The following is a 22,499-nucleotide window of genomic DNA, read 5'->3' on the forward strand; positions in this document are numbered from 1 at the left end:
CGGCCTTTGGCTTTTCAAAGAGGGATGACGCGCGGCAAAATTAATGCTAAAGGCCGCGCAGATTGCGGATGAGCCCTGCGAACCTTCGTCTCTCCGCGTGCCAATTCTCCGCTTACGCGCCTGCCTCGCCCGCTCGTCGTCCGGACTTCGGGAGAAGTAGGCATGAACCGTTTGGATGAGCTGATGTCCACGATCGATGCCACGACCATTGCCAAGCCGAAGCCGGGTCCCGTCCCTTCCGCGATCGAGCTGTCCCCCAAGCCCTCGCTGATCGGGCTGACGCGCGAGGAAATGGCGGCTGCGCTGAAGGAAAAGGGCGTTCCGGAAAAGCAGCTCAAGATGCGCGTGAGCCAGCTGTGGAACTGGCTCTATGTCCGCGGCGTCTCCGATTTCGACTTCATGGTCAATGTCTCGAAGGACATGCGCGAAATGCTGAAGCAGCATTTCACCATTGCCCGTCCCGAGATCGTCGAGGAACAGGTGTCCAATGACGGCACCCGCAAGTGGCTGCTGCGCTTTCCACCCCGCGGCGCCGGCCGGCCGGTGGAGGTCGAGACCGTCTATATCCCCGAAGAAGGCCGCGGCACGCTCTGCATCTCGAGCCAGGTCGGCTGTTCGCTCACCTGTTCCTTCTGCCACACCGGCACGCAGCGCCTCGTACGCAACCTAACGGCCGAGGAAATCCTCTCGCAGCTGCTGCTGGCGCGCGACCGGCTGGGTGATTTCCCGGATCGCGAGGCACCGCAGGGGACCATCATGCCGGCGGAAGGCCGCAAGGTTAGCAACATCGTCATGATGGGCATGGGCGAGCCGCTCTACAATTTTGACAGCGTTAAGCAGGCGCTGCTGATCGCAACCGACGGCGACGGCCTGTCGCTGTCGAAGCGTCGTGTCACGCTCTCGACCTCGGGCGTAGTCCCGGAAATCTATCGAACTGGCGACGAGATCGGCGTCATGCTGGCAATCTCGCTGCATGCCGTCCGCGACGATCTGCGCGACATGCTGGTTCCGATCAACAAGAAATATCCGCTGAAGGAACTGATGGACGCCTGCCGCGCCTATCCCGGCCTCTCCAACGCACGCCGCATCACCTTCGAATATGTGATGCTGAAGGGCGTCAACGACAGCCTGGAAGATGCCAAGGGCCTGATCCAGCTGCTGAAGGGCGTTCCCGCCAAGATCAACCTCATTCCGTTCAATCCCTGGCCGGGCACAAATTATCAGTGTTCCGACTGGGAGCAGATCGAGAAGTTTGCCGATTTCATCAACGCGGCCGGCTATGCCTCACCGATCCGCACGCCGCGCGGCCGCGATATCCTGGCTGCCTGCGGCCAGCTGAAGTCGGAATCCGAGCGCATGCGCAAGACCGAACGCCTCGCGTTCGAGGCCATGATGATCGCCAATCACGGCGAGGACTGATCATGCTTCTGCGCTTGCGCAGACCGCTGCGGATCGTCACTGCCTATGTTGGCGCGTGCCTGGTCTCGGGAGTGATGCTAGCTACTGTCATCGTCACGAAACTGCCGGATGCGAGCGCCCGCGAGGTCCTGCCCGATCTCTTCGGCGCCACGATTGCCATGGCGAGGATTTCAGGCATCGTCGCGCTTGTTCCCTCGGCGATCATGATCGCCATACTGGAATGGCGCGCCGAGCGGCGCTGGGTGATCTATGGAGCCTTCGGCGCCATCCTCGCGGTTGTCGCGGCGCTCATTATCTCGGATGCGCTGATTGAGCCACGGACCGCAAACCTGCTCGTCACGATCGGTGGCTCGCTCTTGCTCGGCCTCGTAAGCGCTACCGCCTATTGGTGGATCGGCGGACGTCTGGCGGGCGCAGATCGATCCGACTAGGCGAGCGTCAGCGGCTCTGCGTCAGGAAAATCTTGACCGCGAAGACCGAGAAGACGCCGGCAAAAGTGTAGTCGAGGCCGCGCATGACGTTGCGGTTCTTCTGCAGCCAGGATGCAAGCCAATCCGAGGCGAGCACCACGAGCGCATTCACCGGCATCCCGATCAGGATGAAGAAGAAGCCGAGAAACAGCAGCTTGTGCGTGACGGCGGGATCCCCGGCGGAGACGAACTGCGGCAGGAACGTCATAAAGAAAATGATGACCTTCGGGTTCAAGAGATTGACCCAGAAGCCGGTCGAGATATTGGCGAGCGGCGTGCCCTTTACGTCATCGACACGCTTGACCGACAGGCTCGAGCCGAAACGGATCGCCTGGATGGCAAGCCAGAGCAGATAGGCCGCACCACCGGTCTTCAGGATCGTGAAGGCAAATGGCGAGGCGGTGATCAGCGCCGATATGCCGAAGGCGACCAGCATCGTATGAACCACGATGCCGACGCTCGTGCCGAGGACGACATAGAGCGCCGGACCCTTGCCCTGCGCCAGCGCGCGGCTGATCGAAAGTGTCATGTCCGGCCCCGGCGTCATCGCAAGAAGCAGGCTCGCCGCACTGAAGGCAAGAAGGGTCGGAAGGCTGGGAAGAAAATCCATGGCACACTCTGAAAGCCGGAGGAAAAAAGCTTTCTATCCGGCTTTCGAGGAAATGCCAATCAGTCCTTCTTTTCCAGAAACGCCTTGAACTTGTCGGCATAGTCAGGATGCCAGCGCGACAGCGGCGGACGATTTTCGACGATGTCGCCGATGGACCAGAGCATGCGGCGTTCATCGGTTGGCCGGGCGACATCATTGTCCGGGCAGAGGATGTAGAAGTCGTCGCGTTCCAGGCTCTCGATCATGAAATCGATCGTCTGTTCCGCGGTCCAGGCGGCGGCCGGCTTTTCGCGGCGGTCGCCCTTGGTCAGACCGGTGAAGACGAATCCCGGGATCAGCAGGTGGGCGGAGATCCCATTGCCGACAGTATTGCGCAGCTCGTGTTGAAGCGCCTCGGTAAACACCTTCACGCCGGCTTTCGAGACGTTGTAGGCCGGATTACCGGGCGGGGTGGTAATGCCTTGCTTCGAGCCGGTATTGATGATCAGGCCGGGCTCGCCGTGAGCGACCATCTGCGGCCCGAAGGTCTCGGTGCCGTTGATCACGCCCAGAAGGTTCACGCCGAGAATGTTGTCCCAACTCGACTGAGGGCCGAAGATCGAGGTCTCCGGTCCGATACCGGCATTGTTCATCAGCACGTGGACGCGGCCGAAACGCTGGATCACGGTGCGCTCCAGAGCCTCCAGCTCCTCCTTCTTGCTGACGTCGGTTTCAACTGCAAGCACATGTTCCTCGCCGGAAATCTCTTCCAGTGCGGCACGGGCGGCAGCCAGCTTCTCGCCGCCGAGATCGGCGATGACGACGTTCATGCCTGCCTTGGCAAAATGTTTCGCGGCGGCCAGCCCGATGCCGGAGGCGCCCCCGGTGATGACGGCAACATTGGATGTCTTGAAAATATCTTGAATAGCGGCCACGGAATTCACTCCTGCTGCGGCGTTGCTCGAACATGGTCGAATATGGGAAAATCGACTCTCAAGTCAAATTGAGAGAAGGCGACTCCAGGCATCGCAGATGCGCGCGCCGAGTGAGCCCGGCATCGGCTCGACTACGCTAGCTCGACAGACGCAGATTGGTATTGGCCGCCTTGATGAAGAGCGCCTTCAGCGCACTTTGCAAATCACCCGAAGGCGACACTTCGAAATAGAGATTGTCGGATGCGCATTGCTTGAGCTGCGTGCCGATCTGAGGCGCGAAGGGCTTGATATAAGTGTCCCAGAGATGGTCGCCGGTCAGCGGCACATAGGTCGTATAGAGAATTGCGATCTTGATGTTGCGGGCCTTCAGCGCGCTGCATTGCGCAAGGTTGATCGGCTCGATGCAACGGTTTGAATCGGCCCAGCCTCCGCCGCAGGCCGTCGTTTGCAGGGCGTCGCTGACGCCGTCGGTCACGAAAAACAGAACCTGTTGTCGGCTGCCGGCGCTAGTGCCGGTTCCCCCGGTCAACGGCATATCCTTGCCTACATCGGTCATGGCAGTATCGAAGCTCGTCAGCGCATCGTCATTATAGCTGTGATGCGGCGTGACCATCAGCTGGATCTGACCGGCGGCGGAACTGGCAGCTCCAAGGTCCGATGTCAGCCCAACGACTTTCTGCACGGAATAACCAGACTCCGAGGCCATGCTGCCCAGTGTATAGGCCGCCACCCGGAACTGCCCGGGCGAGCTCGATGTACTGAGCGTGCTCAGCAGCGTATTTACCGCGTTCGTGACCTCGTCGATACGCAGCGTAACATTGTTGGCGCGCGCAATCAGATAGTCGCTGTTCGCGTCCTCCTGGAATTTGCCGTTATTGTCGATGCTGCCCATGTGGCAGGCGAAGGCGCAGTTCCTTCCGGCTGCATCGCCGGAATTGGCGGTGGCAGCCTTCAATATATTGATATCCTGCTGCGTCGCGCCGATCCCCATCGAAGGCGAATTATCGAGCAGCATATAGAAGTCGCTATAGCTTTCGCTCTTGTAGACCGCCGTTGCCGTGCCGGATACCGGCACGGAGTTGTTGCCCAGAATTTGCATGAACGCCGTCGGGACCTGCGCCGAGAAGGTAACTGACGACGCGATGCTGCCACCTGTCTTGGTAACCTTCACCGACACATTCAGGGGCAATTGCTTGAGTTCGAAATTGCGCTGGGAAAGGAACAGAGCAAGTCCGTCCTGATTGCCGACCGTGATCTCGCCGTCCTGCGTCATCTGCTGTGCCTGCGCCAATGCAGGAGACGAGTCTGAGATCGCACCAAGGGCAGCTGCATCGGCGGCGTCCATCAATTGCGTTTTGACCTCATAAGCGTCGGTGAAATCGACCGCCAATCCTGCGCAAACGGCAATCGGCACTATAAGCAAAGCCGTTATCACACCAAAGTTGCCACCGCGGCTTTTTAGCAATCTCTTTAGGACAAACATACTATTTCCAAGGGCTATAATATAAATTTCCCAGACAATCGCCGACGGGAATTAATTTTGCGTAGTAAAATCTGCCGAAGTTTTTCGGAAGTTCTGACATTTCCGTGAAAAAGCTTGGAGGGTGCAGCCTGAAGTTTATTTCCGGCGCAAATCATTCCCGTATTTGGAAGATTACTGTATCATACGGGCAATTCGCGATGTCTTCTTGAGGCCGCATTCATTTTCGGGATTCAACCGCCACCGATCTTCTCGACATTCGTAGGCGGAGCCTACTTTGCAGTCCCTGCAGTAAGGAGCCGTCGTCATGATGCAAAGTACCGATCCTTCGGCATGCGTGTTCAATTTATAAGATCCCGCTTCTATGCTTCCCCTTACGTGAAGATGGAACGGGTCGATACAGTCAGCACGGGCCGGATAGTCAAGAAATGTAACAAGAAGAAATATAATAATATTTACGTTATGGCAGCTTATTTTCAAGTTCATCGCAAAATTCCTAGAATAACGACAGAAAAACCTCACCCAGAAAACTGATATACTTTGGGAACAATCGAAACAATAACCCGTTCCCGTTAGAAACGCCCCGAATACAGGATCAAGTGCGATCCGGCGTAAGCCCTACGGGCTAATTGACGTAACGGAATGCTGCTGTACCGTTCATGGTGCGCGGCTGGGGCTGTGCAAGACGCCGGGCTCGGTTTGTTAAGCGTACGAGCTGCGGCGTCCCTTTTCCCATCTCACTTTCTCACCAAGGCGCGATCGGTGAGCACAAGCTTGCCAGCCGATATTGAATCGCGCCGTCGCAAGACAAAATGCGCGAGCCGGCTCATGAGATGACACCTAACTCGTTGATATTGCCGGATATCATCGGATTAATTTGAAAGCGGCTTCGTGCGCGAAAGTATAAATTGCCTGAGAATTCGGCGCGTGCCGCTATATTAAGCAATCATCCATCAAAACATGTCAGCATAAATCGTGTTCGATTTGCTGTTGACGCAGTGGCATGTTGAAGCAAAAACAAGGGGACGCCGCATGGATGGATTCGCAATGCTTCAACGCGCTCAGGAAACGGATACTGTGCTGATCGACCGCCTGCAGAAGGCGGCGTTCGAATATTTTCTCCGTCACACCAATCCCGAAAACGGTCTCGTCGCCGATACGTCGATCAAGACCAGCCACTGCAGCATTGCCGCCGTCGGCTTTGCGCTGTCGAGCTATCCTGTCGCCGTCGAGCGCGGCTGGATCGAGCGATCAGAGGCAGCCGAGCGTGTGGCCACGTCGCTGCGTTTCTTTGCGGAGAGCCGGCAGGGCGAAGAACGCCGCGCCACCGGCTATCGCGGTTTCTACTATCACTTCCTCGACATGAAGACCGGGCATCGCGCCTGGAACAGCGAGCTTTCGACGATCGACAGTGGCCTGTTCATCATCGGCGCCCTCGGCGCGGCCGCCTATTTCACCGGCGAGAGCGAAACCGAAACGGAAATTCGCGACCTGACGAAGTTGCTCTATGAGCGCTGCGACTGGCGCTGGGCGATGAACAAGGGCCTGACGATGAGCATGGGCTGGAAGCCCTCCAGCGGTTTCCTGCGCTGGCGCTATCAGGGCTATGACGAGGCCGTCTTCCTCTATCTGCTGGCGATCGCCTCGCCGACACATCCGGCACCGGCGGAAAGCTTCGACGCGTTCGCGTCGACCTACACCTGGATGATGGCCAAGGACGACCCCTATCTCTATGCCGGCCCGCTCTTCATCCACCTCTTCTCGCATGCCTGGATCGACTTCCGCGGTATTAACGACAAGCATATGGCCGACAAGGGTACGGATTATTTCCGCAATACGCAGGTCGCCATCGACGTTCAGCGCGATTATGCCGATCGCAACCCCGGGCATTTCGTCGGCTACGGCCGCAATGTATGGGGCCTGACGGCTTGCGACGGCCCTATCCCGACCGTCCATCGTCGCCACAGCAGCAACAGCCGGCCGAAGGTCCTGGGTTACGCTGCCCGTGGCGCCCCGCTGGGTCCGGATGACGGCACGATTGCGCCCTGGGCGCCGCTCGCCTGCCTGCCTTTCGACAAGCAGGCCGCAATCGAAGGCACCCGCGCCATTCTCGACGCCTATCCGAACCTGCTGCTGGACGGCCGTTTCCCGGGCGGCTTCAACCCGACCATCGCAGGCAAGGGACCCGAAGGCTGGGTCGACGATCGCTCCGTCGCCATCGACCAAGGCCTGCTCGTGATGATGATCGAAAACGAGCGGACGGGCCTCCTGTGGAACCTCATGCGCAAATCGCCGATCCTTCGCACCGGCCTTAAAAAGGCCGGCTTCACCGGCGGCTGGCTCGACGACGAGCCGACAATCGCGTGATCCGGATCGCCCGGCGCAAACAAAGCTTGAAGCAGATATGAAAAGGGGTGAGAGCGTTTTACGCCCTCACCCCTTTCTGCAATCCGGCAATCATTCGACGTCGAACTTGACACCCTGGGCAAGCGGCAAGGTCTTGCCGTAGTTCACGGTGTTGGTCGCCCGGCGCATATAGGCCTTCCAGGCATCCGAGCCGGATTCACGGCCGCCGCCGGTCTCCTTCTCGCCGCCGAAGGCGCCGCCGATTTCGGCACCGGACGGGCCGATATTGACGTTGGCAATGCCGCAATCCGAGCCACGCGAGGAAACGAAGGTTTCTGCTTCGCGCATGTCGTTGGTGAAGATCGACGACGACAGGCCTTGCGGCACGGCATTGTGCAGTTCGAGAACCTTGTCGAAATCGCTGTACTTGATCACGTAGAGGATCGGCGCAAAGGTCTCGTCGACAACAGGGCCGGTCTGAGCAGGCATCTCGACCAGCGCCGGGCGCACATAATAGGCACCGGCCGCATTTCCAACCTCGACGCGATCGCCGCCCGTCACGCTTCCGCCCTCGGATTTTGCCGAGGAAAGCGCATGCTGCATCTTGTCGAAAGCGGGCTTGTCGATCAGCGGGCCGACGAGCGTGCCGTTCTCCAGCGGGTTGCCGATCGTCACGGAACCATAGGCCTTCTGGAGCCGCGGCACGAGCTTGTCATAAACGCTTTCATGGACAAAGAGACGGCGCAGCGTCGTGCAGCGCTGGCCCGCCGTGCCCATGGCCGAGAAGGCGACGCCGCGCAGCGTCAGGTCCAGGTCGGCTGTCGGGCAGACGATCGCCGCATTGTTGCCGCCGAGCTCCAGAACGGCGCGGGCAAAGCGATTGGCAAGCCGCGGACCGACGGCGCGGCCCATGGCGGTCGAACCGGTGGCGGATACGAGCGGGATCTTGGGATGATCGACCAGCACTTCGCCGACATCGCGGCCACCGATCAGAAGCGTAGAAAGATTGGCCGGTGCCGAGCCGCCTTCCGCGACATAGCGCTTGAGGGCTTTCTCGAACAGCGCCTGCACGGCAAGCGCCGTCAGCGGCGTCTTCTCCGACGGCTTCCAGACCGTGGAATTGCCGCAGACGAGGGCGAGAGCCGCATTCCATGACCAGACGGCAACGGGGAAGTTGAAAGCAGAAATAATGCCGATGGCGCCGAGCGGATGCCAGCTTTCCATCATGCGATGCTCGGAACGCTCGGTCGCGATCGTCAAACCATAAAGCTGGCGAGAAAGACCGACGGCGAAATCGCAGATATCGATCATCTCCTGCACTTCACCGAGGCCTTCCGACGTGATCTTGCCGACCTCGATCGACACGAGCCGGCCGAGTGCAGACTTTGCAGCGCGCAGTTCTTCGCCAAGCAAGCGGACCAACTCGCCGCGCTTCGGTGCCGGAACGGCTCGCCACGCCAGGAACGCCTCATGCGCCTTGTCGATCGCAGCCTTCGCGTCGGCAGCGCTATGTTCCTTCAGCCGGCCGATCTCGGCGCCCGTGATCGGCGACGTGACCGAAAGCGTACCGCCGATATAGCGGTCGGAAGCTACGCCGAGTTCGGCGAGGACGGATTTGGTTTCCTGAGCGAGATCGAGTGCCATGTCTTTATCCATTTCTTGTTTTGATCGATCGTATCGCCGCTCTCAAAAGCGGGCATCTGCAAAGTGCGCCACCTGGGCGCCGGCTTCGTACCACATTTCCTTGACGGCACGGAAGCTGGGCTCGCGTGGGTCGGTCAACGGCAGCGGTAGATCCGCTTCGGCAAGCTCCCCCAGAATAAGGCTGGCGAGCGTCTTGCCGAAGACCGTGCCAGGCGCGATCCCGCGGCCATTATAGCCGGAAAAGCCGATGACATTCGGCGCAAACTTGTGAAAGCGCGGCAGCGCATCCTCGGTCATGCCGATCTTGCCGTACCATTCGCATTCGAACTCGATATCGCCTATTTGCGGAAACAGCTTCTTCAGCGAGCGCTTCGCCCAGCTCTTGTGAACCGAAAGCCCGGTATTGCGCAGGGCGCCGACGCTGCCGAAGACGAGGCGACCCGCCTGGTCCATGCGGAAGGAGGAGAGGATCTCCTTCGTGTCCCATACGCCTTCTCGATTGGGCAGGACGGATTTGCGCAGGTTGTCGCCGAGCGGCACGGTGGCGAAATTGAAATAGGGCAGATGCACTTGCTCGGATCGAACCTGCTCCCAAGGCCCGGTGCTATAGGCATCCGTCGATACGATGATCCAGTCCGCCGTAACGCTCCCCGTTGCGGTCTTCACCATCCAGCGGTCGCCATTGCGCTCGGTCACGGCAACGCGGCTGCCCGTATGGATCGTGACGCCGGCCTTGATGGCCGCATCGGCAAGTCCGCGCGCATAGGCAAGCGGCTGCAGCGTACCCGCCCGCATATCGAGCAAGGCGCCCGCATAGGCTGAGCTGCCAACCCGGCGAGCGGTTTCCACAGCGTCAAGGATGCTGACAGGTGCGCCGCGGCGCCCCCATTGTTCCGCCCGCGCCTCGATTTCCTTCAGCCCGTCAGGGCCGACGGCACAATGCAGCGTGCCGTTCTTCTCCAGTTCGCAGGCAATCCCGTGCTTTTCGATCAGCATCTTCACGAGAACAGGCGCATTGCCGAGCATATCGAGCAATCGCTCGCCGTAGACGGGGCCTAGCACGCCCGGCAGATCATCCGGCATCACCCACATGCCGGCATTGATCAGCCCGACATTTCGGCCGGCCCCGCCAAAACCGATCTCGTTGGCCTCGAGCAGAACCACCTTGGTCCCGGCTTCCGCCAGATGCAGCGCCGAGGACAGCCCTGTATAGCCGCCGCCGACGATCACCACGTCGGCAGTAACGGCGCCTGCGAGCGGGCCGGTCTTCGGCGGTGGCGGAGCAGTCTTTTCCCATAGGCCGTGGGAACGCGGATCATTAAGCATGGATCGGTCCAGTTGGTCTGATAATCCGGGTACTTTAGCGCTCCCGATGCCGTCACGAAAGCGGCAATACCGACACGCCACAGGCTTGACGCGTCAACGGAATAACTTGCATGGAAGGGCCGCTTTCGACCATTATGCACCCAAACCAACGGCCCGAACGCCGGCAACAATCCAGGACAATTCCATGAAGCCCATTTTCGTCCAGCTCCAATGCGCCCCCGGCAAGACCTACGATGTCGCCGACGCCATCTACCAGACGGAACTGGTCTCGGAGCTCTATTCGACGAGCGGCGAGTACGACCTGCTGCTCAAGGTCTACATCAAGGAAGAACAGGATATCGGTAAGTTCATCAACGACCATATCGCCAATATTCCGGGTATTATCCGCTCGCTGACGACACTGACCTTCCGCGCATTCTAAACGGGCCCCCGACCAAGACTAAAATGACGGTCTGCTCTGATACTGAGCACCTGCGTTAACCTTCCTGCATCAAGGATGGTCCCAGAAATGGTCATTTTTAGACTTTCTTAACCGACGCGATGATTTCCTCCTGCAACGCTGGCATGATGGGCAGCGATTTTGGCTGCCCGCCTTTATTTCACGTGAATCCGGCGTTGCGAGGATTCGATGGCTTTGGCTGAGATGCACACATCCGACGTGACGATCGAGGATCACGCTCATCCGCTGATCGTCCACGTCGTCCGGCAATTCCTGCCCAACAAGGGCGGCCTGGAAGACGTCGTTGCCAATCTTTGCCGCCAATTGCTGACCCGCGGCTATCGCGTGCGCGTGGTGACCTGCAACTCGCTCTTTTCCAATCCGGAACTGGAGCTTCCCGCCAGCGAAACCATCGACGGCATCGAGGTCGTTCGGATTCCCTGGTCCGGCAGCAGCCGCTATCCCCTTGCGCCGCAGGTGTTCAAGCATCTGGCCGACGCGGACCTCGTCCATGTCCATGCCGTCGATTTCTTCTTCGACGCGCTCGCCTGGGGCAAGCTGCTCCACGGCCGACCGATGGTCGCGACCACCCACGGCGGCTTCTTCCACACGCCGAAATACGCGGCAATCAAGAAGGTGTGGTTCAGGACACTGACAAGAATGTCCGCTTCGGCCTATGAGCGGCTGATCTGCTGCAGCCAATCCGACGAGCGACTGTTTTCCGGCATTGCCGCAAGCCGCACGAGGCTGATCGAAAACGGCGCGGATGTGTCCAAATTCGCCAACTGCGCAGCACTCGAAGCCCGCCGGCGCATCGTCACGATCGGCCGTTTCTCGGTGAACAAGCGGCTTGAACGCCTGCTCGACGTCATGCGGGTGCTGGCCGACCGCCATCCGGACTGGCACCTCGACATGATAGGCGCTGTCTCCGATCTGGATCAGCCGACGCTGGAACGGGAGATCGCCGAACGCAATCTCGGCCGCCATGTCTCGCTGCATGTGGCGATCGACAATTGCGCCATCCGCAACACGATCGCACGCGCCTCGCTCTTTGCCTCCGCTTCAGACTATGAAGGCTTCGGCCTTGTTGCGATCGAGGCCATGAGCGCCGGCCTGCTGCCGGTCCTCAATCCGAACGAAGCTTTCAAGGCGCTCTCCGAGCGGCATCCCCATCTCATGCTGGCGGATTTTTCAGAGCCTCAGACGGCGGCTCAGGCATTGGAGATCGCGTTCGAGCGCCTGCAGATCGATGGTCTCGCGGTTCGCGAGCAATTGACCAGAGGCGCTGCGGAATATGCCTGGGACCGTGTCGCGCAACGCTATATCGACCTCTATGAAGAAGCGCTCAGCTCCACCAAGGCGAAGCCTCAGCTCTTGCGCCAACGCGGCCAGGTCGCATAACCCTCTATGATGCCGGTCAGCCAGGCGCGCTTGTATTGCGCGGCCGCCCTGTCGCTGCGCAGTGCCGCGATCAGCCAGCTGCCGAAGGGCCGCGTCAGCCGATAGAGGAAATAGGGGAAGGGAAAGCGCTGCTTGCGCATCAGCGCCCCGAAGCCGCGGCCATACTTGCGGGCTCGCTCGATCTGCTTCGGCCCCATCTCACTCGTCACCTGATCGTGGTGGACGATGAGAGTGGGAAAATACATCAGCGACAATCCACCTGCGATCGCTCTCAGCAGAAAATCGGCCTCCTCGCCGCTCTGAAACGGCGATGACGCGCCGACGCCCAGATCCTCGTCGAAACCGCCGATCACGCCAAGCGCCGCATGGCGCACGAAGATACTGTTGGAATTGCCGCACTTCAGATAGTTCCGGCGCGTGATCGCGAGCTTCTCGTCACCGGTGGGGCTGACGGAGGACTGACCGACCGCATCGAGCGTCCGGCCGGTGATGATAGACAACGCGGAATTTGCCGCAAAAAGCCGGTTCGCGACTTCGAGCGTATCGGGCTCGTACCAGCAATCGTCGTCGGGAAAGCAGATATAGGTGCCGGTCGCAATCGCCATCCCGTTGTTGCGCGCGCGCGAAATACCCCGTTCGGACCGGATATGGCGAATGGTGAAGAAGGGCGAATAGCCCTCCACCAGACCGACGAGACGGTCGTCCAGGTTCTGGTCGACAAGGATCACTTCGAAATCGGTGTATCGCTGGACCTTCAGCGACGCGAACAGCCTCTCGAGCTGATCAGACCGATCAACCGTACAAACGATCAGGCTGAACAACGGATACTCTCCGCGGCAAAGGTTCCGGCAGATAATGTCAGGCGAAACATGGGGCTCTGGGGCAGTAAAACAACAATTCGCTAAAGAGTAGGAGGTAAACATTAAGGTATCTGAAATAGCGGCCGCGCTATTCAAAGATCATCTCGTTTAAAAACGATTGAAGAGTGCGGAGACGATCGCCTTCATGACGAAGAGCATCATGGCAAATTCGGCATTGAACGCGGCGGCGGGCCTGACCCTGCTTGCCACCGGCTTTGCCTGCTCGATCATTGCAGCCCGCCTGCTTGGCCCGCAAGCCAATGGCGTCATCGCCTTCTCCCTGTGGCTGGTCACGACAGGTGCGCTGGTTGCCGAGCTCGGTACCGGCATCACGCTGCTGCGATTGCTGCCGCAGCTGAAAGTGCAGGGATACTCGGCAGAAGAACGGCGCGGCTTTGCCGCCTATCTCATGCAGCCGACGATCGTCTCGACCCTGATCCTGCTGGTCGGCTATACGCTTTTCCAACTGGCTGCCGAAGATCAGCATTGGGCAACCGACGAACCGTCCGTCATCGTCGTGACCGGCGTGCTGTTCCTGACGCAGTCGCTCGGCGCCTATACCAAGAACTACCTGATCGGCGAGCAGCAGCTCACCGGCTTCTTCCGCCTGACGATATGGAGCTCGGTGCTGCAGCTGGCAACTGTCCTGATCGGCGCGATATTCTTCGGCATCGGCGGTGCTCTGGCGGGCTATGTGGCGGGCGCGCTTCCGATGTTCTTCTACACGCTGAGGGTCGCCGCCGCCCGCAAGAATGCCTGCGGCATCGGCCTTGGCTATCTCGTAAATTCCTCGCTGATCCTGTCCGTCGAGTTCATCAACAGCTCGGTCTTCCTCAACCGCATCGAACTGGTCTTTCTCCAGAAATACTGGGGCATCGAGGCCGTCGGCTTTTATGCGGTCGGCCTGTCGGTTGCCAATCTGGCGCTCCAGCTTCCCGTACAGCTCAGCGGCAGCCTGCTGCCCTATTATTCGGAAAAAATCCATTCTCAGGGATCGGCCAAGCTCCCGATCAGCGTCTTCGACGGCGTGGTGCGCAGCATCTCCTATATCACCCTGCCGATGAGCTTCGGCCTTGCCGCCATCGCGCCGGCCCTGGTTGTTGCCGTCTTCGGCAAGCCCTTCGAGCCGAGCGGCGACATGGTCGCCCTGCTGGCGCTCACAGCGACGCCTTACGTCTTCATGCAGATCTGCACGCAATATTTCTATTCCATGGATCGCATGAGGGAGCGCACGATCATCGGCATCGTCGCCAGCGTCGTCATGGTGCTGGGTTGCCTGGCTGCCGTTCCTTCGTGGGGTGGGGACGGCGCGGCACTGGTGCGTCTCGTCGCCTTCACCGTCATGTGCGTGCTCATGGTTCGCCGCATGGAATTCGAAGGGTCCATGCAGGCGATGTTCATGACGATCGTCAAGGTAACTGCTGCCTCTGTTCTATGCGCCGTGGTCGCCTACGGCTTCATCCATGCGATGCCGACCATGCCCGGTCTGGTCATCGCTATCGCTGCAGGCGCTCTGATCTACTTCCTGGTACTTCGGCTGCTGAACGCCGTTCCCCAGGAAGATATCGAGATCCTGCAGCAAATCGCCGCGCGTCTGCCCCGTCGCGCACATCCCTTTGCCAATCATGCGCTGGCGCTTCTTGCGCCGAGGAGAGCTTGAGGAGAAAGTCATGGCTGCTCGGGAAGCCATCAAGAATCACTACGAAACCGTGGAGGAAGGCCCTGTGGAAACACTCTCTTTCTCCGGCGCAGCGATGCCGGTCACCTTTTCCGGCACTGTCGGCCTTTTCACGCCGGCCGTAAAACCGACCGCCCCTGTGGCCGTCCTCTTCCTCAGCCCTTGGGGCTTTGAAGAAATGTGCACGCGCAAATTCTGGCGCATCCTGGCGGAAGACCTGTCAGCGGCGGGAATTGCAAGCCTTCGCTTCGACTATGCCGGAACTGGCGATGCGTTGGATGTTTCCGATGACAAAGGCCTCTCCATCTGGAGCGAAACGGCCTTGGCTGCGGCAGCAACGCTGAAGTCCCTCTCCGGTTGCGAACGTGTGATCCTTGTCAGCCAAGGGCTCGGCAGCGCCATCGCACTCGATATTGCCGAGCGCCTGCATGCGGTCGAAGGCATCGCCTTCCTTGCACCGACCATCTCCGGCCGTTTCTATCTGCGCGAACTCTCCGTCTGGTCGAAGATGATCGACGAGAGCATGGGCCTCAGCGAAGGCCAGAGGGAGCAGAGCGACGGCATATGGGTTGCCGGCCTGAAGATGCCGGAGCAGATCGCTGCCGATATCCGCAAGCTCAACCTGGCAAGCCTATCAAAATTTCCGGCACCGGCAGGCCTGGTTCTCACCCGCCCCGGCCGGCCCAGCGATGCCGAATTTGCCAACCATCTGAAGGAGCTTGGCGGCCGCATCGAACAGGCAGCTTATGAAGGCTACGACGAACTCGTTTCCAATCCGACCATCGCCACCATGCCGCTCGGCGCCGGTCGGCGGGTGGTGAATTGGGTGCGCTCGGTCGCGGCAACCCTTCCGGCAAAGACCTCCCGCAAGGCGACCCGCCCCGCCCGCGCCGAGCCATTGGTCGGCGACGATTTCCGTGAGACACCGCTTCGCCTCGGCGACGGCGACCGCATGTTCGGCATCCTTTGCGAACCGACGGGCGTGCGCACCGGCGCGACCGCGATACTCCTGACGACAGCCTATGACCGTCACGCCGGCTGGGGCCGGACGACGGTTGCCATGGCACGCAACCTTGCCCGCAGCGGCATTCCCTCGCTGCGCTTCGATACGGCGAACGTGGCGGACAGCCCGCCTCAGCCAGGCGCGCCGGAGCAGGTTCTCTACTCCGAGGCGCAGTATCGCGACGTGGCCGATGCCTTTAACCTCATCGAGGCGCGCAAGCTCTTGCCCGCATTCGTGGTGGGGCGATGCAGCGGCGGCTATCTGGGCTTCCAGGCGGCGGTCCATGACCAGCGCTGCAGCGGGCTCATTACCGTCAACCCCTACGCCTTCCATTGGGATCAGAACAACTCGGTGGATGAAGCGCTGCGCTTCGTGCCGCGATCACTCGAAACCTATGGCCAAAAGTTCCTGCAGGTCGAGACTCTGAAGCGCCTCCTCAACGGCTCGGTCGATACCGGCAGCGCGGTGCGCAATATCCTGACATCGCTATTGCGCCGTGTTGCGCAGCTGCGGCAGCCTTTGCTCGATAAGTTTTCCTTCCTGTCGCGCGAGCACGCCACCGTCCTGAAGGGCTTCAACGTCCTGAAAAATCGGGGTGTCGAGATATCGCTGATCTATAGCGCGCAGGACATCGGGCTCGAGCATTTCAGCCTTCATTTCGGCCGCTCCGGCCAGGGCCTTCAGAAATTCGGCAATGCCCGGCTGACGGTCATTCCGGACGCGGATCACAATCTGACGCCTGCTCCGGCACGCGCCATTTATGTCAGGGAAATCCAGACTATGGCGCTACGGCTCGGCGCACGCCGGGGATCCGCGCAGGCGGCAACCGGCACGGCGGCTCAGGTCAAATCTCAAAAATACGTCGGCTACCAAGCGCCCTGACCTGACCGGTCGGCTCCGCATCGAGCGGCGTGTCTATCCTGGCAAAGAGCCTCACCCGGCGAAGGGCGCCGGGTGCAAGATGAAACCAGTCATCCTCCGCGCGATAACCCGGCAGGTCGATATGCACCGACTGGGCAAACCGGTCGGTCTGCAGATCCAGAAACCAGTCATTCTCGATTTGAGCGGCCTTTGCCGCGATCTCGGCAACATGGAATGCCTTCACCCTGCCGAGCGGAAAGTGAAATGCCTCGGCGACGAGGGCGCCGGTTGCGCGGGAATGCAGCCTTGCGACCGTGACGTCATGCGAGGGCGGACCGAAGCGGAAGGCATAGGTGGTGTCGAAGAAGGCGCCAAAGAGATCGGTGCAAGCGATATTCTCCTTGGCTCTGGCATCGATCGACAATTCACGACGTCCACTGACCACGGTTTGCTGACCGTCGCGCAGGCAGGCGACGCTCAGATCGAGATCCAGCGCGCTGCCCAATTCGTTGATGACGTGAAGGTCGAGGCCATTGGTGCCCTCATCCGTCAACAGCACCTGCACCGGCCGGAAGGCACGTCGCAACCCGTACCAGACGGGCTTGGGCTCGCCGGTAGAATCAATCACGCCCCAACCGGGACCGGGCAGCAGATCCTGCAACGTCCAGACGAGTGCGCCATTGCAGCCCGAGCCGGCTCGCCGCCATTCCGCATAGGCCGCCTCGGCAACCTCCCCCGTGACGGCGCGTGAGAGGTCGAGATAAAGCTCAGGGTCCTCCCGGCGAAGCATGCCGGGCTCAAATCCGTAAAGCGCATTCAGATAGTGATCGCGAACGTCCTCGAAATCCCAGGACGCGCTTCGATCCCGGGGAACGCGAGATTTCCATTGCGGGCTATGCACTGCGGGAACAGCGAGATAGCGCTCCAGCACACGCGTCTGCGGCACATGCGCGAAGGCGAGGCTCTCGGCGGCAAAGCGGACATCGGCGCGGCGGGCGTCGTCGAGCGGCCGCATATAGGCGCCGACCCCATAATAATGCGTCACGCCGGCGTCAGGCGAAAAGGGCATCGCCCCCCCGGACGGGGAATTCACCACATAGGGCACATCCGGACGCACCTCGGCGACGACTGCGGGAATGACCTCCTCGGTGATCGGGCTTGCCCAGTAGCGCTCGGGCAATCCGAACATGGCTGCCTGCTGGTACATTTCGCTGCCACCGCATAGAACCGCCAACGAGGGCGACAGGCGCGTGTCGAGAAGCAGCTGCCTGACTTCGGCCTCGACATGCCCGAGGAGCGTCTTGTCGTTCTTCGGATAGTCGAAATTGGCAAGCATGCAGTCCTGCCAGACCAGAATGCCGAGCTCATCGCAAAGGCGGAAAAAGTCCGGAGTCTCATAGGCCATGGTTCCGCCGATGCGGATCATGTTCATGTCGGCCGCCGCCGCCGAAGCGATCCAGGGCGCGTAGATTTCGCGGCTTCCGCCGAGCCTGACAATGTCCTCCGTCGTCCAGACGGCGCCGCGGCAGAAAATCCTGATACCGTTGACGATCAATGCAAAATCGCTGCCGTCGGTACCACGATCCACTTCGATGCGGCGGAAGCCGGTTCGACCGAGATCGTGGCTCACGCCATCGATCGCGATGGACACGTCATGGAGGCGCGGCGTGCCATGCGTATGCGGCCACCACGCCTCGACGTCGGCAATCCTCAGCGTCGCGACATAGTGGCCGCCGCCGTTCTGAACAAAAGCCTGCTCGAAATCGCCGCAGCGAAGCACAGCTTCCGCAATTTCACCCTCGACGAACATCGAGGCATAGAGCCGCCCTTCGCCATCCTCCGAGAGATGCGGCCTTAGGGAAAGATCGCGAATGATGACGGGTCCCGGGCGCAGGATCGAGACCGGCCGCCAGGGGCCGGCAGGGTGAATTTCCGGACACCAGCCGGGCATATAGCCGAGCAATGTCGTGCGGACGTTCCGCAGGCCCTGCGGCGCGATCATTTGCGGTCGCCAGCGCGCCCGCGGTCCGGGCTCTGCCAATCGCGGCTCCAGCGCGCGGAAGCAGAGTGCCAGCTCGTCGCCACCCTGCAGGGTTACAGGGACATCATAGGTCTCGAACATGCTCTCGGATGACAGGATCTTGTCGCCGTTGAGAAAGACGTCGCAGAGCGTCGCCAATCCCTTGAACCGCAGCACGACATCTCCCGGCTGCTCGTCGAACAGCCGACACAGATACCAGGCATCCCTGGTATTAAGCGGATAGGGATGTTCCCGGTCGAACCGACCGGCCACTTCCAGCGCCTGGGCGACGGTTCCGGGAACGGGTGCGGGGATGAACTGCGAAGACATCGGCACATCTGAGGGCAGCGCGCAAACGCCCTCCTCCGTCAGCACCAGATTCCATCCCTCGCTGAGCGGCCTTTCGTCAGCGCCAATCCCAGCCAAACGCCCCTGCATCTCGATGTCCCCGGCTCAGACTCGCTTTTCGAGTAACCCCATTATCGCATCCCACGCATCGGCCGCCGGATCAAGAGCCGTCTGCAGCGGATCGAACTTCTTGCGGGTCACGGCGCGCGCCAGCTGGAATTGGACGGATTTCGCCACTTCGGAAATCCGCCGTGCCTGCTCCGCCGCATCGCCGAACTCGCGCGACAGCCAGTCGAGATGGGTGCCGGCAAGCTCGAAATTGGCGCCGAGCTGGCGAAGCGTGTTGAAGGCATATTTATGGAAGAAGCCGAAAGGCCGTTCCGCAACTGCCTCGACCTGGCCCGGAAAGACGGCAGCGAAGGCGCGGATCGGATTGGCGGCAGGACGGCGAGCAAAATGGAAGGGAAGCAGCCGGCGCGCGGTCTGGCGGATATCGTCTTCGCTTGGGCTTGCATCCGGGAACTTCGCAAATTCCGTATAGGGCAGGAACGGCAGGTCTTCCGCGGTCAAGTGCAGCTGGAAAAGACCGTCGAAATCCTCGCCCGAGAGATGGAAGAAACCGCCATTGTGGAAATAGTCGAGCTCGCGCTTCTCCATGTCCAGCCGGTTGATGGCGACCGTCGTCTTGCCGTGCTCGCGGCGATAGCCGACGCCCTGCGTATCGGGCATGAAATAGGAATCCATCTCGATGAGGCAGAGCCGGCCGCGACGGATCTGTTCGGCGACATGCCGCTCGATGCGATCGTAAATGGCAAGCTCGGTGCAGCGGATACCGTAAAGCGCTTCGAGATCGTCCAGGGACACCTTGAAGAAGGTGAACTGATCGCCTTCGAAATCCTGCCCCATCGTGAAGCCGAGCATGGCTTCCGGCGGCAGTCTCAAGCTGTTCAGCACCTCGATCCAAAGATCGATATAGCAATTGGTTTCCGGCCACATGCGCTCGCTGTCGTGCAGCGCATGTGGCGAATAGGCGTCGGGCGCAAGCCCTGCAAAGACGGAAGCCATCGGCAGATCAGCCCCAGAGCGCCTTGCGGACGCTCTTCGGCCATGCCTTCACGTCGAGGCCGTGATGATGGAACAGCGCCAAGGCAATGCGCTCGAGGCCGAAGCCGACGCAGGCCGTATGGGCGACGCTGCCGTCTTCGAGGTTCAGGCCCCACTTCAGGCCGAAACTGTCCTGATGGTAGTTGAAGCTCATGCAGGCGGTCGGCTTGGCGGTCGAGGTGATCGGGATCAGCAGCTCGAACTTCAGGTTCTGGTCGCGCTGGTTGTTGACCAGCATTTTGCCGGCGCGACCGAAGAACGGGTCGTTCGCGACATCGATTTCGACTTCAAGGCCGACCGACTTCATCATCTCGACGCCGCGATCCATCCAGCTTTGGCGGAATTCGGTGACATGCTGCTCGGTACCCATGCAGACATATTCGCGCATGCGGAACAGCTGCTGGCGAGCCGGATCCTTGGACGGCTCATGGCGGAAGCAATAGGACTGCAGGTCGTAGAGACCACCGCCCGCCGGCAGCTTGCCGCGCTTGGCAACCGTCGGATAGAGCGGATAGCAGGCGGCCGGCGTCAGCACGATTTCGGTCGCTTCCTGGCCCTTCGTCCAGTCGTCGCCGACTTCCATGCATTTCAGCAGGCTCATATGATCCATTTCACTGCCGCAGAAGCTGTGCACCGTGCCGGCGAGCTGCGGAAAGCTCTTCATGTAGCCGCTCTTCTCGAAGATCTCGCGGTTCATACCCGGGGGAAAGCGAATGGCTTCCGCGCCGTCGGCGCCGCCGAACTTGTCGATCAGCCGCTCGAAGGCAACGATGACATCTTCGAACTGGCCGCTGCGGCCATAGAGACCGTCAACGCCCGTCTCGATGAGAAGACCGGATTCGAAGAGGCGGTCGAGAAACGAATTCTGCATATCCATGGCGATTATCCCAGAAGGCTAGTGTCTTGCTTATGGACGAGCAGCATGGTCGACGTGTTGCCGAGAATGCGGTCGTTCGAGATCATCAGTTGAGCGGAATGTGCGTCGCGCAGGTGGCGACCGAGGCTGTAGGGTGTACCGTTCTTGTAGCCCATAATGCCGCAGATCAGCATGGCGTGGTTGATGATCGGCAGGATCATCTCCGACGATGCGATCTTGACGTTGTTCATGGCGACGGCAAAGGCCATCGAAGACAGCCGGTCGGCATCCGCCTTGGCTTCCTCATAGACCTTCAGGCCGGCCACGACATTCGACTTGACCATCTGCAGCAGGCTGGAGACCTCAGCCAGGCGCAACGCGCCGGGCGGCTGCTGGCCGGGCGACTTGCGGGCCGCGGCCCGAACGAAAGCCTGGGCGCGGGCAACGGCGTCGGCCGCGATCCCGTACCATACGCCGCTCCAAAGCAGGTGCGAGCTGGCCAGCATCGACTGTGCCGCGATCTCGGCAAAGGGTTTTGGTAGGATCTGTTCGGCCGGCGCTTCGCCTTTGAACAGGAAGCCGTCGGAACAGGTGCCGCGCATGCCGAGAGTGTTCCACTCGACGGTGCGATCGATCGTGTACTGGTCCTTCAGGAAAACGGTCAGAACCTGGTCGGACGATGCCGCGTCAGCATGGGCGCGCGAAGTGATCAGGATGGCATCGGCGTGTGCGCCGTAGGAGATGACGGTCGCGTCCTTTTCCAGGAAGCAGCGGCTGTCCTCGACGCGGATGGCGCAGATGCTGTTGCGCAGATTGCCGCCGATGCCGCCTTCCGTCGTGGAGGAGGCAAGCAGCAGCTGGTCGCGGGCAACGCGGCGCATGAATTCGCGATGCCAGTCGCTCGCCGCGCCATGTTCGACAAGGCTCGTCAGCTTGATGTGATGCATGGCAAAGACCATGGCGCTTGCTGCGCAGGCCTGGCCGAGGATCGAGCAGAGCTCGGCGATCTCGGTGATCGAGGTTCCCTCGCCGCCCAATTCCGATGCGATCTGGATCGACAGGAGCCTTTCCGCGCGCATGGCGTCGACCGCCTCGCGCGGAAACCGACCGTCGGCATCGACGGCGTCAGCATGTTTGGCCGCGATCGCTGCGACGCGCGCGGCACGGGTCGACAAGTCGTCCCTGGACGACCCGTTGTCCTCGGCCATCGTCATCGCGACGCTCATCAGGCGACCTTTCTGGAATTCAGGATCAGGTCCACCGTTTTTTCGATGGCAGCGATGCTGGCAAAGGATTTGCGGTTCAGCAGATTGTCCGGAAACTCGATGTCGAAGGCTTCCTCGATGCCGAGCATCAGCTGGACGGACGCAAAGGAGGAAAGTCCGGTTGCATAAAGATCCGCATCGTCAGCGATCTGGTCGACCGCGACAGGCAGGCCGCCAAACTTTACCAACAGTTCGCGAATGGTCTCATTCATCCCGTCATCCTCCGACAATCCAAGGCAGGAAATCTCACAAAGGGCGTAACAGCCCGCCATATTCTGAGTTGTCTTTTAGCGACGAAAACAGAAAATTCCGCTAAATGTCTTAGTTAAATATGGATAAGAGATTCAGGGCTAATTTTAGCAATGCGTACCATGAGGAAGCATTAGAACTTTCAATAATATACTGAAAGAGCTTTGTTTTTAGAATATGCGCCGAGGCTTTTGCAAGCTGCGCGG

At 60.4% G+C, this 22,499-nt stretch carries 18 protein-coding genes; 7 read left to right on the forward strand and 11 right to left on the reverse strand.

Annotation, left to right across the window (positions count from 1 at the left end; translation table 11 throughout):
* The first annotated feature begins 183 nt into the window (after positions 1-183).
* Complete coding sequence (gene rlmN / locus DTW90_RS13360; protein WP_149339120.1) at positions 184-1,419, forward strand: 23S rRNA (adenine(2503)-C(2))-methyltransferase RlmN; 1,236 nt, start codon at positions 184-186, stop codon at positions 1,417-1,419.
* Positions 1,420-1,421: 2 nt separating this feature from the next.
* Complete coding sequence (locus DTW90_RS13365; protein ID WP_149338873.1) at positions 1,422-1,850, forward strand: hypothetical protein; 429 nt, start codon at positions 1,422-1,424, stop codon at positions 1,848-1,850.
* Between the two features lie 7 nt (positions 1,851-1,857).
* Here the strand turns inward: DTW90_RS13365 and DTW90_RS13370 are convergent, their stop codons facing one another.
* From DTW90_RS13370 to DTW90_RS13380, 3 genes are all read right to left on the reverse strand, one after another.
* Entirely contained in the window at positions 1,858-2,499 is a 642-nt protein-coding gene (locus tag DTW90_RS13370) for a LysE family translocator (RefSeq protein ID WP_149338875.1), read from the reverse strand.
* Between the two features lie 59 nt (positions 2,500-2,558).
* A complete protein-coding gene (locus DTW90_RS13375; protein ID WP_149338877.1) occupies positions 2,559-3,413 on the reverse strand; it encodes an SDR family NAD(P)-dependent oxidoreductase in 855 nt (284 codons plus the stop codon).
* Positions 3,414-3,549: 136 nt separating this feature from the next.
* Positions 3,550-4,896 (reverse strand): pilus assembly protein TadG-related protein, encoded by a 1,347-nt coding sequence (locus tag DTW90_RS13380; RefSeq protein WP_149338879.1) that lies wholly within the window; start codon positions 4,894-4,896, stop codon positions 3,550-3,552.
* A 1,044-nt stretch (positions 4,897-5,940) separates the two neighbouring features.
* Between DTW90_RS13380 and DTW90_RS13385 the strand changes: the two genes are divergently transcribed.
* Complete coding sequence (locus DTW90_RS13385; protein ID WP_149339122.1) at positions 5,941-7,260, forward strand: glucoamylase family protein; 1,320 nt, start codon at positions 5,941-5,943, stop codon at positions 7,258-7,260.
* 90 nt (positions 7,261-7,350) lie between these two features.
* Here the strand turns inward: DTW90_RS13385 and DTW90_RS13390 are convergent, their stop codons facing one another.
* A complete protein-coding gene (locus DTW90_RS13390) occupies positions 7,351-8,883 on the reverse strand; it encodes an aldehyde dehydrogenase family protein (RefSeq protein WP_149338881.1) in 1,533 nt (510 codons plus the stop codon).
* Between the two features lie 42 nt (positions 8,884-8,925).
* Positions 8,926-10,209, reverse strand: coding sequence for an FAD-binding oxidoreductase (locus tag DTW90_RS13395; protein ID WP_149338883.1), 1,284 nt, complete (start codon positions 10,207-10,209; stop codon positions 8,926-8,928).
* Positions 10,210-10,393: 184 nt separating this feature from the next.
* Between DTW90_RS13395 and DTW90_RS13400 the strand changes: the two genes are divergently transcribed.
* Together DTW90_RS13400 and DTW90_RS13405 are read left to right on the forward strand one after the other, a co-directional pair.
* Positions 10,394-10,630 carry an Lrp/AsnC ligand binding domain-containing protein gene (locus DTW90_RS13400; protein WP_132522248.1) on the forward strand — a complete coding sequence of 79 codons (237 nt, stop codon included), beginning with the start codon at positions 10,394-10,396 and terminating at the stop codon, positions 10,628-10,630.
* A gap of 207 nt (positions 10,631-10,837) precedes the next feature.
* A complete protein-coding gene (locus DTW90_RS13405) occupies positions 10,838-12,049 on the forward strand; it encodes a glycosyltransferase family 4 protein (protein ID WP_246664941.1) in 1,212 nt (403 codons plus the stop codon).
* On the opposite strand, the gene DTW90_RS13410 is transcribed toward DTW90_RS13405, so the two are convergent.
* Positions 12,016-12,870: a glycosyltransferase gene (locus DTW90_RS13410; RefSeq protein ID WP_149338885.1), complete on the reverse strand. Its 855-nt coding sequence runs from the start codon at positions 12,868-12,870 to the stop codon at positions 12,016-12,018. The genes DTW90_RS13405 and DTW90_RS13410 overlap by 34 nt on opposite strands.
* 184 nt (positions 12,871-13,054) lie before the next feature.
* Between DTW90_RS13410 and DTW90_RS13415 the strand changes: the two genes are divergently transcribed.
* Together DTW90_RS13415 and DTW90_RS13420 are read left to right on the forward strand one after the other, a co-directional pair.
* Positions 13,055-14,569 (forward strand): polysaccharide biosynthesis C-terminal domain-containing protein, encoded by a 1,515-nt coding sequence (locus DTW90_RS13415; protein WP_149338887.1) that lies wholly within the window; start codon positions 13,055-13,057, stop codon positions 14,567-14,569.
* 10 nt (positions 14,570-14,579) lie between these two features.
* On the forward strand, positions 14,580-16,472 hold the full coding sequence (locus tag DTW90_RS13420; protein ID WP_188079940.1) for an alpha/beta fold hydrolase: 1,893 nt from the start codon (positions 14,580-14,582) through the stop codon (positions 16,470-16,472).
* On the opposite strand, the gene DTW90_RS13425 is transcribed toward DTW90_RS13420, so the two are convergent.
* From DTW90_RS13425 to DTW90_RS13445, 5 genes are read right to left on the reverse strand one after another with little or no spacing between them, the layout of a single operon-like run.
* Positions 16,435-18,909: a glycoside hydrolase family 2 protein gene (locus tag DTW90_RS13425; RefSeq protein ID WP_149338888.1), complete on the reverse strand. Its 2,475-nt coding sequence runs from the start codon at positions 18,907-18,909 to the stop codon at positions 16,435-16,437. The two genes, DTW90_RS13420 and DTW90_RS13425, sit on opposite strands and share 38 nt — an antisense overlap.
* A gap of 15 nt (positions 18,910-18,924) precedes the next feature.
* A complete protein-coding gene (locus tag DTW90_RS13430; protein ID WP_149338890.1) occupies positions 18,925-19,884 on the reverse strand; it encodes a DUF1839 family protein in 960 nt (319 codons plus the stop codon).
* Positions 19,885-19,891: 7 nt separating this feature from the next.
* Positions 19,892-20,800, reverse strand: a complete 909-nt coding sequence (locus DTW90_RS13435; RefSeq protein WP_149338892.1) for an amino acid--[acyl-carrier-protein] ligase — start codon at positions 20,798-20,800, stop codon at positions 19,892-19,894.
* Positions 20,801-20,805: 5 nt separating this feature from the next.
* Positions 20,806-22,005, reverse strand: a complete 1,200-nt coding sequence (locus DTW90_RS13440; RefSeq protein ID WP_149338893.1) for an acyl-CoA dehydrogenase family protein — start codon at positions 22,003-22,005, stop codon at positions 20,806-20,808.
* Positions 22,005-22,256, reverse strand: coding sequence for an acyl carrier protein (locus tag DTW90_RS13445; RefSeq protein ID WP_132522262.1), 252 nt, complete (start codon positions 22,254-22,256; stop codon positions 22,005-22,007). Before DTW90_RS13445 ends, DTW90_RS13440 begins: the two co-directional genes overlap by 1 nt.
* Between the last annotated feature and the right edge of the window lie 243 nt (positions 22,257-22,499).

Origin of the sequence: Neorhizobium sp. P12A (assembly GCF_008365395.1) — a bacterium.
In the GTDB taxonomy this organism is placed as follows: domain Bacteria; phylum Pseudomonadota; class Alphaproteobacteria; order Rhizobiales; family Rhizobiaceae; genus Rhizobium.